Below are 13,877 nucleotides of genomic sequence, written 5' to 3' on the forward strand. Positions count from 1 at the left end.
ATATCGACCGCAACTCCAAATATATCAGCGATTTTTAAGCTATATCGATTTACCGACAAAAGTTTACAATGGTAGCAAGTTATGAATCAGAAGAGGGTGTTCCAAAACGGGGACATCCTCATTCATTATGTTAAAACGTGGTGAATGGGATATATGTATGAGCAATCTAATTTGGAAAGTGAAAGATTAATATTAACGCAGGTACAACATTCGCATGTAGATGATTTGTTTGAAGTGTATTCGGATTCCGAAGCGGCTATATATGTACCTCGGGAAGTGCATAAAACGAAAGAGGAGACTCATAGTTTATTAGAAAATATGCTTGTAACGATAAGAGAAGGTAAGGCTCTTATATGGTCTATTATGCTGAATGATAAACAAAAGGTAATTGGAACGTGTGGAATATGGCTCATGCCACATAATAGTGCATCGATTGGAGCTGTAATTAGCCCAGTATATTGGGGAAAAGGATTTATTGTGGAAGCTTTAGAGAAACTTATTGAAGTTGGCTTTCAGGAGCTAAGTTTGAACCGCATTGAAGGAAGATGTGATGTGAAAAATGTAGCTTCTGAACGCGTGATGCAAAAATTAAAAATGTCATATGAAGGTACATTGAGACAGAGTGTAAAAATTAATAATACGTATAATGATTCTAAAATATATTCACTTTTAAAACAGGAATACGATTACTTAGAAAAGTAAAACGAGCTTAATGAGATTAAGCTCGTTTTACTTTTTTTGCTTAAGAAAGAAATGAGATAGCGGTATAAATTATACCTGTTCCGCCATATTCCTCTGTCGCAAAGTATGAAAATGTAAAGAAACCTGTAAACGAAAAAATTATCATGAGAAAAAGTGCAAAGAAAAATTTTAGCATGTAAGGTCCCCTCATCCGAAAGTAAATTCATATATTATTATAGTCTACAAATGTTTAATTTCCAATTGTTTACTGTTTAAAAATGAGAAGTCAGACATGTTTTGTATGTTGTAATGGAATGATTATTCGCAATAGATTTTGTGTTCTTCGTAAATGTCATGTTGTGATGAACGTGTGCATATTCCCAATCTTGTTCATTAAAATGGACATGTCGCGGAGGGAGAAGAGGAACGACATCGAATAAATTGACAAAGCGAAAGCTACTAGCTACTTGCAATTTATAATAATTTCGAAAGGCAATATCTCCAACTTTTGGAGAGGCAAATGTATAAAGACCGTATTGTGCGAAGGCAGTATTTATACGTGCATCTAGTATGTGTAATGTAGCGAGTGCTCCCCCTAAGCTATGGCCTGTTGCAAGAAGTTTCTTATGGGCTGGTAACGATACGAGCATATCCATAATGGAATCCCGGCAAGATTCATAAATTGAAAGAAAGCCATTATGGACATTTCCGCTATTTAAAGCATAGGGGTATGGCCTTTGGTTGACGAGTGAATCGATAATCCAATCTGTATCTGTTTGTGTGCCCCTAAAAGCTACAATAATCGTATCCTCAGATTCTAATATGAACCCAAACCAATCCGTCGTTTGAATCGCTTTTCCTTGAAAGCCTTGTACATATTGGAATCCATCAGGTATTTCAAAAATCCCGTTGTGTTTATATTGTTCATATGTTAGACCGCAGCAGGATGCTAACAATATGGCAGTATCTTTATCAAAGGATAAAGGAGTACGCATCAAGCAAGCCCTCCTTAAGAAAAGGTATAGTTCAATATATGAGTGAGGGACTTGATTCATTCTTTTGGAAATAAGGCTTGAACCTACAGTTACGTGAGGAAGTATGATTTTTGTAAACATATTGTTAGGAGGAGTGTAGTGTGAGCAAAAAGGAAGGTTATTCAATTGGTAAATTTTCGAAGAGAACAGGCATATCAATACGGGCACTACAATATTACGATGAAATTGGATTGCTTAAACCTGAAAAAAAAATGAGTTCAGGACACCGTGTATATAAAGACAGAGATATATTGGAGCTCCAAAAAATAGTGAGTCTTAAAATATTAGGATATAGTTTAGAAGAAATTCGTGTCATGCTCAATATGAAAAGTTTGAATATAAGCTTAAAAGAAACATTGCAAAACCAAAGAGCAGCTTTTGAAGAAAAGAAAAAACAACTTGAAGTTTCGATAAAGGCGATTGAACGAACAATTTTATGTCTCGAGGAAGATGAAGAGGTAGATAGTAACATATTAATGGGCTTAATTAACAGCATTCAAAAAGAAAACGAACAACGTTTATGGCTTGAGGAATATATACCGAAGGAAATGGTTGATGGATTATATACTAAGCCTGAAGAAGAGATGATAGCACTGGATAAAGAGTTTGTACGCTTATCAAAAGAAGTAAAAAGACTATTTGGAAAAACGATTGATGATCCAGAAGTCCAAAACCTTGTCGATCAGCATATGAAGGCAACTCTTAAGTATGTCGGAGAAGGGACGATGTATTCTTTAAGTAAAAAAATAGAGGATGTAGAAGAACAATATAATAAGATGATGCCATCTCCTTATACAGAGGAAGAAGAGGTATGGCTTAATGAAGTGATGGAATATTATATGATTCAAAATGGTTTGTATAGTCCACCTAAGTAAAAAGCGCCCTATAAGGGCGCTACTTTTTACTCTTTTCCATCTAACAAGCGACCAAGTCCGCCTAAAACGCTACCTTCACCGCTGTTTTGAGCTGCTGGGCTTGTAAGGCGTGCTGCTAAGCGGCTAAGTGTTAAGGACTGGATCCAAACCGTTCCAGGCCCTTCTAACGTTGCGAAGAATAAACCTTCGCCGCCAAATAGAGCTGTTTTTACTTTTCCAACGAATTCAACATCATAGTTAACGTCTTTTGTCATTGCAACGAGACAACCTGTATCAATGCGAAGTTTTTCACCAGGTTTTAATTCACGCTTATATACTGTTCCGCCTGCGTGCATGAAAGCAAGTCCATCACCTTCAAGTTTCTGCATGATGAAACCTTCACCACCGAAGAAACCACTGCCTATTTTTTTCGTAAATTCAATACCGATAGAAACACCTTTTGCAGCGCAAAGAAATGCATCTTTTTGGCAGACTACTTTTCCTTGATATTCTGTTAAATCAACTGGAACAATCTTTCCTGGATAAGGAGCGGCGAATGATACGTGTCGTTTGCCATGGCCCGTATTTGTAAATACAGTCATAAACATACTTTCACCTGTAACGAGACGTTTACCAGCGCCCATTAATTTGCCGAATAAACCGCCAGATGGTCCGGAACCATCACCGAAGATCGTTTCCATTTCGATATGATCTTCCATCATCATCATTGCACCGGCTTCAGCGATAACGCTTTCTTCTGGGTCTAATTCAATTTCAACGAACTGCATATCATCGCCATATAATTTATACTCGATTTCATGTGCTTGCATTTTTTCACCTCATAATATGTAGTAATTATATTGTATAGAAATTAAAGGAATTAGAATACTGTATTTTTGTTAATTTTTGAATAAAAATAGAATGAAAATTTAAGGTTATACTAGGATTATAAAAAACGATGGGATGAAAGTGTTCTCATTTGACGTATTGGATTGAGCGTGATATAGTGGAGTCACTATTGAGCTACATAATGTGGTACGGAAATAAAGCACGTTGTATTAAAGGCTGTAAGCTTGTTATACATTCATGTCCTTTATATCCACCTTTTCATGTGGATTCATAGTTTCATTTTTATTTAGGAGGTACATGACATGCAAACAGGTAAAGTTAAATGGTTTAACGGCGAAAAAGGTTTTGGCTTCATCGAAGTTGAAGGCGGAGAAGACGTATTCGTACATTTCTCAGCAATCCAAGGCGAAGGCTTCAAAACTTTAGAAGAAGGTCAAGAAGTTTCTTTCGAAATCGTTGAAGGCAACCGCGGACCACAAGCAGCTAACGTTACAAAAAACTAATTAGCTAGCGAAAAGAAAGCATTCCGAACTTCGGAATGCTTTTTTTATGCTTTAGAACCAGACTCATCTGAAGATAATTCACCTTTAAAGGTGCGTTCTTCAAAGTCATCAAGCATTTGTTCATATTCTTCATGTTCCTCTGTTGCGAAAACTTGCGGGTTTTTTCCATACATATCTGTTCCGATAAAGTTTTCGAAATCCTCTACATAGCCAACATTCTCTTCACTATTTACGTACATTCCATTAAAGTTTTTTGAATCCTGTCTTTCTAAATCAGACGGTGTTTCTGACGTCCCGTAGTTTGCAACATCTTGCCATGCATCTTCAGCATCGTATTCAACAGAGCGATCTTCGTCGTGTTTGTGAAACGAAGGAGCCAACACTTCTTCTTCAACTGGGCGCGCCCTCATATCTAATTTATTTGTAGTGTGCTGAATACACGTTGTAGCAGTCGGCATTGCTTCTAATCTTTCGAACGGAATTTCTTCACCAGATACTTCACAAATTCCGTACGTACCAGCTTCAATTTTTTGCAGGGCATGTTTCGTATCTTCTAACTGTTTATGCCAAAATTCGATGAGACCGAAATCTTTCTCACGTTCGTACAATTCTGTAGCCATATCACCAGGATGGTTGTCATAAGCAGATAATTCCCCCACTGAATCACGTTCAGAAGCGCGGTCTGTATTCTCATGGGTTTGTATTGTTTGTTCAACTTCTTGCTGTTGTTTTTCTAAAATGGATTTAAATTGATTTATTTGTTGTGGAGTTAACATAGTCGTCCACCCTCCTACAATTCAGTTTCTTTATGTAGTATGAGCGTTGGCGAGAGGAATTATGAGATGAATTTCAGTGCCGTGATTTGGCGGGGGGTCGATATAACTGAAAAATCGCCGATATAATTTGAGTTGCGGTCGATATATTAGAAAAATCGCTGATATATGAAAAAGGAGCCGCCTAAGCAGCTCTTTCTTATAGGAAATATCCAAGTAATAATCCGATTCCCATTAGGAGACCGAAGATTGTGTTTGTTTTTGCTGTTGCAATCATAGCAGGTACCATTTCCATTGGAATGCTTTTGCCGATAAAGCCCTTTGTCGCTTTAAATGCTTTTGGTGCACTTAAGAATACGATAAGCATCCATGGTGATACGATGTTAACGATAATTAAAGCAATTGTCCAAATGTAGGAAACGATGAACATAGAAGCAAGAACACCAACTGCTCTTTCGCGTCCAACGAGAATCGCCAATGTTTTACGACCATTTTCTTTATCACCATCTAAATCACGGATGTTGTTAGATAGTAAAATTGCACCGATTAAAATGGAGCTTGGAATAGATAGTAAAACTACTTCTGATGTTACTGCTCCTGTTTGGATAAAGAATGAAATACCGATAATAATGACACCCATAAATAATCCTGCTGTTAGCTCTCCAAATGGTGTATATGCAATTGGAATTGGGCCACCCGTGTAAAGGTAAGCAACGGCCATACAAACAAGACCGATCGCGGCAAGCCACCAGCTAGAGTTCATACAAATATAAACACCTAATAGTATTGCGATACCAAAAAATCCGAATGCTAAGTTAAGCACGGTTTTTGGTTTAATGCCATCGCGGACGATAGCGCCGCCAATTCCAACTGAACCTTCATGATCTAATCCTCTTTTATAATCAAAGTATTCATTAAACATGTTCGTTGCTGCTTGAATGAGAAGGCAAGCAAGAAGCATCATAAAGAATAGAGGAAGATGTATTTGATTTATACCTCCGACCTGCATTGCATAAGCTGTTCCGATGAAAACAGGAACGAAAGCTGCTGTTAATGTATGGGGACGTAATAAACTCCACCAAATGCGCCAGCCTGTTTGTTTACTTGGCTTTGGCGCCGTAGGAGAGGAATTCGTTTCGACGTTCATTTCCATGTTGAATCCTCCTTGGTCACATATTGTACACAATTAAGTGTAGAAAAAGCATCATTTAGTGTCAACGTTTATTTTCTAGGAAGAGAAGGTGAATTTCTCAGAAATGCTAAACGTTGACAGGCCTTTCCTTTGAGGTGTATCTTAAAATCAAGCGTAATTATGACTATTTTTCGCCCATAGGGGGGAGACAATTGTGATTCAAACGAAACAAAAAGGCTTACAAGAAGTTCTTGTTACAGCTATTAAGCGTGCGACTGATGAAAAAACATTGGTTAGTTTTGTAAAACAAATAGATTGGGTGGATCCACTTCTGTTTTATGCAGCAGGAAAAAGGATTGCATTCGAAAATAGATGTTATTTTGCAGACCCAGCTCAGCATGTAATATTTGCTGGAATTGGCTCTGTTTTCACTATAGCAAATTCTTCTCACGAACGCTTTCAAAGTGCTCGTGATGAGTGGCATCAATTGCAGGAAAAAGCGATTGTTCAAAGAGAAGGATACGAATTTGGAACAGGACCTCTTTTATTTGGCGGATTTTCATTTGACCAAGAAAAAGAGAAAACGGATCTTTGGAAGGAATTTAAAGATACAACATTTTTACTACCAGCATTTTTATTAACTGTAAAAAATGAAAAAGCGTGGTTAACGATTAATAAGTTTGTTTCAGCTGAAGATTGTGCAGAAACTCTTTATAACGAAATTATTTCTTTAGAAGAGAGAATTTTACAAGAGAGTAAATGTGCACTAGAAGGAGGACAACTAACAGTTACTTCTAAAGTAGAAGTTGATCCGAAGGGCTGGATGAATGCGATTGGAAAAGTGCAAGATGAGATGAAGCAAGGGAACGTGCAGAAGGTTGTATTAGCAAGGGAGCTAAAATTAACGATGGATCAGCATATTGATTCCTCTCTTGTTTTAGAAGCGCTTCGCATTGGGCAACCGGATTGTTACGTATTTTCTTTTGATTATAAAGGAGCATGCTTCTTAGGGGCCACACCTGAGCGATTGATTCGAAAAGAAGGCGAGAAGTTTACATCAATGTGCCTTGCTGGTTCAATTGGTCATGGTAGTTCTATAGAAGAAAGTAAACAAAATGGTGAGACGCTTCTTCATGATGAAAAGAATTTGGCAGAACACGGCTATGTAGTTAACATGATTCGAGGTGTACTAAGCGAGCATTGCGAATCTGTTAATATTCCGGAGAGCCCAGGCTTATTAACGACGAAAAACTTAATCCATTTATATACACCTGTGAAAGCAAAAGGTGGCTCAAGTCTTTTAACGATGGTAGAAGAATTGCACCCAACGCCAGCTCTTGGTGGTACACCTCGTCATGAGGCGTTGAAGTTAATCCGTGATGTAGAGCTTTTAGATAGAGGATTGTATGGTGCACCAATTGGCTGGATAGATGATGAAGGAAATGGTGAATTTGCGGTTGCGTTGCGTTGCGGATTATTAAATGGCGAGAAAGCATCCTTATTTGCCGGCTGTGGTATCGTAATTGATTCAGTAGCGCAGCTTGAATATGAAGAAACAAGTTTGAAGTTTAGACCGATGCTTGGTGCTTTGGAGGAATTAAAGAAATGAACAATCATATAGAAGCATTATCATATTATTTAGGCGCGTTCGTGGATGAACTGACGCGTCTAAATGTATGTGATGTTGTCATTAGTCCAGGCTCACGATCAACGCCGATTGCCTTACTAATGGAACAACATGAAGGAATGAAAACATATTTACATGTAGACGAAAGATCAGCGGGATTTTTTGCGCTCGGTATTGCGAAAGCAAAAAAACGTCCTGTTGCACTATTATGTACGTCAGGAACGGCAGCAGCGAACTATTATCCAGCTGTATGTGAAGCTTTTCATTCACGAGTGCCGCTTATCGTATTAACAGCGGATAGACCACATGAATTAAGAGATGTGGGTGCACCACAGGCGATGAATCAATTTAATTTATATGGTACTTTTGTGAAGCAATTTATGGAGATGGCACTTCCGGAGGCGAGCGAAACGATGTATCATTACGCTCGTATGACGACCCAGCGTGCTATAGCAAGCGCACTCCTAGCACCGCAAGGACCTGTTCATCTTAATTTTCCGCTTCGCGAGCCGCTAATCCCAGATTTCTCATTAGAAAACTTATGGGATAAAGGTCGTGGTGAATATACAGGAGTAGTTCAGCAAGGGAATGTGACGATGCCGAGTGAATATGTGAATTCTCTTGTAGGGCGCCTTTCAAATATGGAAAAGGGGCTTATTATTTGTGGAGATGATAGTCATCCAGAAATTACAGCGGTTGTTACGAAACTTGCTGAGAAAACAGGGTATCCAATTTTAGCAGATCCACTTTCTAATATTCGTAGCGGGCATCATGATAAAACGATGGTTATTGATTGTTACGATACATTTTTACGAAATGAATTGTTAAAAGAATCATGGAAGCCAGATGTGATTATTCGCTTCGGCGGTATGCCTGTTTCTAAAGCGTTAACTCAGTTCATAAAGAAACAAACGACAGCGGTTCATATCGTTGTAGATGAATCAGGGCAATGGAGAGATCCGGCTCTTGTTGCGACTGAAGTAGTATGTGCAAGCGATAACGATTTTTGTAAAGCATTAATAGAGAAAATGCCAGTTATGAAAAAGAATGATTGGTTCGGAATGTGGAAACATATAAACGAGAAAACGAAGGAAACGCTTCGTGAGATGGAAACATATGAAACTGCATTTGAAGGGAAAGTAATTACGGATATTGTACGCGTATTACCAGAAGGGGCAACGTTATTTGCAAGTAATAGTATGCCAATTCGCGATACAGATTCATTTTTCTTCACATCGGATAAAAACATTCAAGTAATGGCGAACCGTGGTGTAAATGGTATTGATGGAATCATTTCGACAGCATTAGGAGCGAGCATTATTTGTGATCCGCTCGTATTAGTAATCGGCGATTTATCATTTTATCACGATTTAAACGGACTATTAGCCGCAAAATTACATGAGTTAAATATAACGATTGTTGTTGTAAATAATGATGGTGGAGGTATTTTCTCATTCTTACCACAATATGAGAAAAAGGAACATTTCGAATCATTATTTGGAACACCAATTGGGCTTAATTATGAACATGTTGTCAAAATGTATGATGGTTCATTTAGCCGTGTAAACGGGTGGGAAAACTTCCGAGAAGAAGTACAAAAGGGAACGACGACAAAAGGATTACACGTTGTAGAAATTTGTACGAATCGCGAAGAAAACTTGAAATTACATCGTGAATTATGGGCAAAAACAATGGACGTTATTACTACATCTCTGCAAGGTGAATCAAAATGAAAGTAACGTTGCAAGGTGTGACGTATGAATATGGGGTAGTAGGAAGCGGGGAACCACTTCTACTTCTTCATGGTTTTACGGGAAGTATGGAAACGTGGCGTTCCTTTATTCCTTCTTGGAGCGAGCAGTTTCAAGTCATTCTAGTAGATCTTGTTGGACACGGAAAAACGGAAAGTCCTGAAGCTGTGACGCATTATGACATTCAAAATGTAGCGCTGCAAATGAAAGAACTACTAGATCATCTTCATATTGAAAAAGCACATATACTTGGCTATTCAATGGGCGGTAGACTTGCGATTACGATGGCGTGCTTATATCCAGAATATGTGCGTTCTCTTCTTTTAGAAAACTGTACAGCTGGGCTCAAAAGTGCAGAGGAGCGAAAAGAACGCCGGGAAAAAGATGAACGACTTGCCGATAAAATTGAACAAGAAGGCATCGAAAGTTTTGTATCGATGTGGGAAAATATTCCGCTGTTTGAAACGCAAAAACGTTTATCCCAAAACGTAAAAGAAGATGTGCGGAAAGAACGACTTGCTAACAATCCAAAAGGACTTGCAAATAGTCTTCGTGGCATGGGAACAGGGGCTCAACCTTCATGGTGGAACGGGCTAGAAAACCTAAAAATGCCTGTCCTTTTACTGAATGGAGAAAGCGATGAAAAGTTCTTTCGCATATTAAAAAACATCGAAAAATGCATCCCACACGCGAAATTTGTCAAAATTGATGGTGCTGGCCATGCAATTCATGTGGAACAACCGGAAAAGTTTGATACAATAGTAAAGGGATTTCTAAAAACTATGCAGTGATGCTTTTTTCAGCAAGAAGGAAGTTGCACTTATAGAGGAGATCAGAAATATAAAAGGAGGTAATAGTAATGGCTATTGAATGGGTAAAAGAAGGCAATTACGAAGATATTATTTATTCAACATACAATGGTATCGCAAAGATTTCGATTAACCGCCCTGAAGTACATAACGCATTCCGTCCTAAAACGGTAATGGAGTTAATCGATGCTTTTGCACAAGCTCGTGATGATGCAAATGTTGGCGTTATCATTTTAACAGGTGAAGGTGGACGTGCATTCTGTTCTGGCGGCGACCAAAAGGTTCGCGGTCATGGTGGATATGTAGGTGACGACCAAATCCCACGTTTAAACGTATTAGACTTACAACGTCTAATTCGCGCAATCCCTAAACCAGTTATCGCAATGGTAGCAGGTTATGCAATCGGTGGTGGACACGTACTTCATATCGTATGTGACTTAACAATCGCTGCAGACAACGCTGTATTCGGACAAACAGGTCCTAAAGTAGGAAGCTTTGACGGTGGATACGGAGCTGGTTACTTAGCTCGTATGGTAGGCCATAAGAAAGCTCGTGAAATTTGGTACCTATGCCGTCAATACAACGCACAAGAAGCGCTTGATATGGGCTTAGTAAACACAGTTGTACCATTAGAAGAACTTGAAGCAGAAACAGTACAATGGGCACAAGAAATTTTAGCAAATAGCCCAATGGCACTTCGTTTCTTAAAAGCTGCATTCAACGCAGATACAGACGGTTTAGCTGGTATTCAACAACTAGCTGGAGACGCAACGTTATTGTACTACACAACTGACGAAGCAAAAGAAGGCCGCGACGCGTTCAAAGAAAAACGCAGCCCGGACTTCGGTCAATTCCCTCGTTTCCCTTGATCAAAAGCGGAAGCGGCTCGCTCAGAATGTGAGGGGGATGGAGCTTCTGACAAAGAGGCGCTTTTTGCCTCGTAGGAAGAAGCGAAGCCACCGAACATTCTAGCTGCTGTAGCTGGATGAAATTAAAAGCGGAGCCGACTGTTTAGCCCCGTCGGCTAAGGTTCTTTCGCACAGAAAGTGTTTTTTACTTTCTCGTGCGGAAGGTTCTTAGACGGAAGGGGCTAGGAGGCGCAGCTGGATAAGATCAAAAGCGGAAACAAAACAACTAAGAGACTTGATTTCATATCAAGTCTCTTTCTTTCATGAAAGGAGAATGAATAATGGAGACGATGCCGAATTGGTTAATGCAACGCGCATTTTTAACACCTGATCGCACTGCAATTGAAATTGAAGAGGAGAAGGTTACCTTCGTGCAGTTACATGAAAAAGTAGTATCTGTTTGTGAACACCTTTCGCATGTAGGAGTGAAGCGGGCGCAAAAGGTGGCTGTTCTGATGAAAAATGGTATGGAGATGATTACAGTTATTCACGCCTTATCTTATGTAGGTGCAGTAGCTGTGCTTTTAAATACGCGTCTTTCAAGAGAAGAGCTACTTTGGCAAATGGATGATGCTGAAGTTGTTTGTTTAGTGACGGATCAACATTTTGAGGCTAAGGATGTTCCCGTATATTCATTTGCTGAAGTGATGAATGGACCGAAGGCGGAAGCATCTATACAAGAAGAATTCTCTTTAGAAGAAGCGATGACAATTATTTATACGTCAGGGACGACAGGAAAACCGAAAGGCGTTATTTTAACGTACGGTAATCATTGGGCAAGTGCAGTTGGTTCTTCACTTAATTTAGGACTTCGTGAAGATGATTGTTGGTTAGCTTGTATGCCAATGTTCCATGTTGGTGGGTTATCTCTTTTAATGAAAAATATTATGTACGGTATGCGTATTTTACTCGTTCCGAAATATGATGCTAACTTCATTCATGAAGCACTTCAAACGAGAGGCGTTACGATTATTTCTGTCGTTTCTAAAATGCTAACAGATTTATTAGATAGACTTGGAGATGAAACATATCCATCTTCTTTACGATGTATGTTATTGGGCGGGGGACCTGCGCCGAAACCGTTATTAGAAACGTGTGTGGAAAAGGGAATTCCAGTTTATCAAACGTACGGTATGACAGAAACGTCTTCGCAAATTTGTACGTTATCAGCAGATTATATGTTAACGAAAGTAGGATCAGCTGGAAAACCTCTATTCCAGTGTCAGCTTCGTATTGAGAAAGACGGAGTAGTAGTACCACCTCACACTGAGGGCGAAATTGTGGTAAAAGGGCCGAACGTAACAGGTGGCTACTTTAACCGTGAAGATGCGACGCGCGAGACAATTCAAAATGGCTGGCTTCGTACTGGTGACCTCGGTTATTTGGATGAAGAAGGTTTTTTATATGTATTAGATCGCCGCAGTGATTTAATTATTTCTGGTGGGGAAAATATTTATCCAGCTCAAATTGAAGAAGTATTGCTTTCCCATCCGGTGGTAGCGGAGGTGGGTGTTGTTGGTATGAAAGATGAAAAGTGGGGGCAAGTGCCAGCTGCTTTTATCGTGAAAACTGGTGAGGTAACAGAAGAGGCGATTATCCATTTTTGTGAGGGGAAATTAGCGAAATATAAAGTACCAAAGAAAGTGTATTTCCTAGAGGAATTACCAAGAAATGCTTCGAAGAAATTGTTAAGACGAGAGTTAAGACAATTGCTGGAGGAGATGTAAATGGAAATAAAAAAGGCAACACTTCATATAACAGAAATGCCGTTAGTTTTTCCATTTTCCGCAAGTTACGGAACTTACGAAAAGCGTGAGAGTATTGTCATTGAATTAGAAGACACGGATGGATACATTGGTTTTGGTGAAGTCGTCGCATTTTCTGAACCGTGGTATACGGAAGAAACGGTGAAGACAGCGCTACATGTACTTCAAGACTTTCTATTACCAGATTTATTGAAAGCTGAAATCTCTCATCCGAATGAAGTGCCAGGTCTGTTCCAACATATAAAGAGAAACCGAATGGCAAAGGCGGGAATTGAAGGAGCCATTTGGGACTTATATGCGAAACGTCAAAAGAGTTCTTTAGCGACATTACTTGGTGGAACTAGGTCTGAAATTGAAGTTGGTGTTGTTATTGGGATAAATACGATCCCGACTATGTTAAAGCAAATCGAGAAGTATGCGGAAGAAGGATATGAGCGCTTTAAATTGAAAATAAAGCCGGAACATGATTACGAATTGCTTAAAGAAATTCGTAAAGAGTTTCCGAGCATTCCATTAATGGCTGATGCAAACTCAGCGTACACATTAGCGGATATTGACAAGCTCAAAAGATTAGATGAATTCCAACTTATGATGATTGAACAACCACTAGCAGATTATGATTTTCTTGATCATGCAGAATTACAAAAGAAAATTGAAACACCGATTTGTTTAGATGAAAGCATCCATAGTTTAGAGGATGCGCGCGTTGCCATTACACTTGGCAGTTGTCGTATCGTCAATATTAAGCCGGGACGAGTGGGCGGATTAACAGAATCAGTTCAAATCCATAATTATTGTATGGAGCATAATATACCAGTTTGGTGCGGCGGTATGGTAGAGATGGGGATTTCGCGAGCGCAAAACGTTGCCCTAGCTTCGTTACCAAACTTTACGATTCCAGGAGATATATCTGCTTCTAGTAGACATTGGGAGAAGGATATTATTTCACCGGAAGTGATGCTAGAGGGCGGGAAAGTGATTGTACCGCAAAGTATTGAACGTGAGTATGAAGTAGACCGCGAGAGGTTAGAAAAAATCACGAAGCAACGGATTCTGTTTGAGAGGTAATAATCAGTGTGGGGGCATCCCCACTGATTATCAGCCGTCATCAATTGGGCTGCCCGCCAATAGCGTGATAATTTTGTCGTTAATTGTCGGTAAGTCGATATATTTAAAAAATCGTTGATATA

13 protein-coding genes are annotated in these 13,877 nt (G+C 39.2%); 9 read left to right on the forward strand and 4 right to left on the reverse strand.

The window, feature by feature from the left end:
• Positions 1 to 144 precede the first annotated feature (144 nt).
• On the forward strand, positions 145 to 702 hold the full coding sequence (locus MR109_RS19685; protein WP_098474939.1) for a GNAT family N-acetyltransferase: 558 nt from the start codon (positions 145 to 147) through the stop codon (positions 700 to 702).
• Positions 703 to 953: 251 nt separating this feature from the next.
• Here the strand turns inward: MR109_RS19685 and MR109_RS19690 are convergent, their stop codons facing one another.
• Complete coding sequence (locus MR109_RS19690; RefSeq protein ID WP_048374364.1) at positions 954 to 1,676, reverse strand: lipase family protein; 723 nt, start codon at positions 1,674 to 1,676, stop codon at positions 954 to 956.
• 140 nt (positions 1,677 to 1,816) lie between these two features.
• On the opposite strand from MR109_RS19690, the gene MR109_RS19695 reads away from it, so the two are divergent.
• Positions 1,817 to 2,590 (forward strand): MerR family transcriptional regulator, encoded by a 774-nt coding sequence (locus MR109_RS19695; RefSeq protein ID WP_098474940.1) that lies wholly within the window; start codon positions 1,817 to 1,819, stop codon positions 2,588 to 2,590.
• Between the two features lie 26 nt (positions 2,591 to 2,616).
• On the opposite strand, the gene MR109_RS19700 is transcribed toward MR109_RS19695, so the two are convergent.
• Positions 2,617 to 3,399: a TIGR00266 family protein gene (locus MR109_RS19700; protein ID WP_025148825.1), complete on the reverse strand. Its 783-nt coding sequence runs from the start codon at positions 3,397 to 3,399 to the stop codon at positions 2,617 to 2,619.
• A gap of 321 nt (positions 3,400 to 3,720) precedes the next feature.
• Between MR109_RS19700 and cspD the strand changes: the two genes are divergently transcribed.
• Complete coding sequence (gene cspD, locus MR109_RS19705) at positions 3,721 to 3,921, forward strand: cold-shock protein CspD (protein WP_001193053.1); 201 nt, start codon at positions 3,721 to 3,723, stop codon at positions 3,919 to 3,921.
• A 44-nt stretch (positions 3,922 to 3,965) separates the two neighbouring features.
• On the opposite strand, the gene MR109_RS19710 is transcribed toward cspD, so the two are convergent.
• Positions 3,966 to 4,697 carry a yteA family sporulation protein gene (locus tag MR109_RS19710; RefSeq protein WP_048374367.1) on the reverse strand — a complete coding sequence of 244 codons (732 nt, stop codon included), beginning with the start codon at positions 4,695 to 4,697 and terminating at the stop codon, positions 3,966 to 3,968.
• A gap of 196 nt (positions 4,698 to 4,893) precedes the next feature.
• Entirely contained in the window at positions 4,894 to 5,847 is a 954-nt protein-coding gene (locus tag MR109_RS19715; protein ID WP_025148827.1) for a 1,4-dihydroxy-2-naphthoate polyprenyltransferase, read from the reverse strand.
• Positions 5,848 to 6,040: 193 nt separating this feature from the next.
• Here MR109_RS19715 and MR109_RS19720 point away from each other — a divergent pair, with 193 nt between their 5' ends.
• From MR109_RS19720 to menC, 6 genes are all read left to right on the forward strand, one after another.
• Positions 6,041 to 7,435: an isochorismate synthase gene (locus tag MR109_RS19720; RefSeq protein WP_098474941.1), complete on the forward strand. Its 1,395-nt coding sequence runs from the start codon at positions 6,041 to 6,043 to the stop codon at positions 7,433 to 7,435.
• Positions 7,432 to 9,186 (forward strand): 2-succinyl-5-enolpyruvyl-6-hydroxy-3-cyclohexene-1-carboxylic-acid synthase, encoded by a 1,755-nt coding sequence (gene menD, locus MR109_RS19725; protein ID WP_098474942.1) that lies wholly within the window; start codon positions 7,432 to 7,434, stop codon positions 9,184 to 9,186. Before MR109_RS19720 ends, menD begins: the two co-directional genes overlap by 4 nt.
• A complete protein-coding gene (gene menH / locus MR109_RS19730; protein WP_242273587.1) occupies positions 9,183 to 9,995 on the forward strand; it encodes a 2-succinyl-6-hydroxy-2,4-cyclohexadiene-1-carboxylate synthase in 813 nt (270 codons plus the stop codon). Before menD ends, menH begins: the two co-directional genes overlap by 4 nt.
• Positions 9,996 to 10,063: 68 nt before the next feature.
• Complete coding sequence (gene menB / locus MR109_RS19735; RefSeq protein ID WP_000963881.1) at positions 10,064 to 10,882, forward strand: 1,4-dihydroxy-2-naphthoyl-CoA synthase; 819 nt, start codon at positions 10,064 to 10,066, stop codon at positions 10,880 to 10,882.
• Positions 10,883 to 11,202: 320 nt separating this feature from the next.
• On the forward strand, positions 11,203 to 12,648 hold the full coding sequence (locus MR109_RS19740; RefSeq protein ID WP_141548821.1) for an o-succinylbenzoate--CoA ligase: 1,446 nt from the start codon (positions 11,203 to 11,205) through the stop codon (positions 12,646 to 12,648).
• On the forward strand, positions 12,649 to 13,755 hold the full coding sequence (gene menC, locus MR109_RS19745) for an o-succinylbenzoate synthase (RefSeq protein ID WP_098474945.1): 1,107 nt from the start codon (positions 12,649 to 12,651) through the stop codon (positions 13,753 to 13,755).
• Positions 13,756 to 13,877: the final 122 nt, after the last annotated feature.

This window comes from Bacillus cereus group sp. BfR-BA-01310 (assembly GCF_022664325.1).
In the GTDB taxonomy this organism is placed as follows: domain Bacteria; phylum Bacillota; class Bacilli; order Bacillales; family Bacillaceae_G; genus Bacillus_A; species Bacillus_A paramycoides.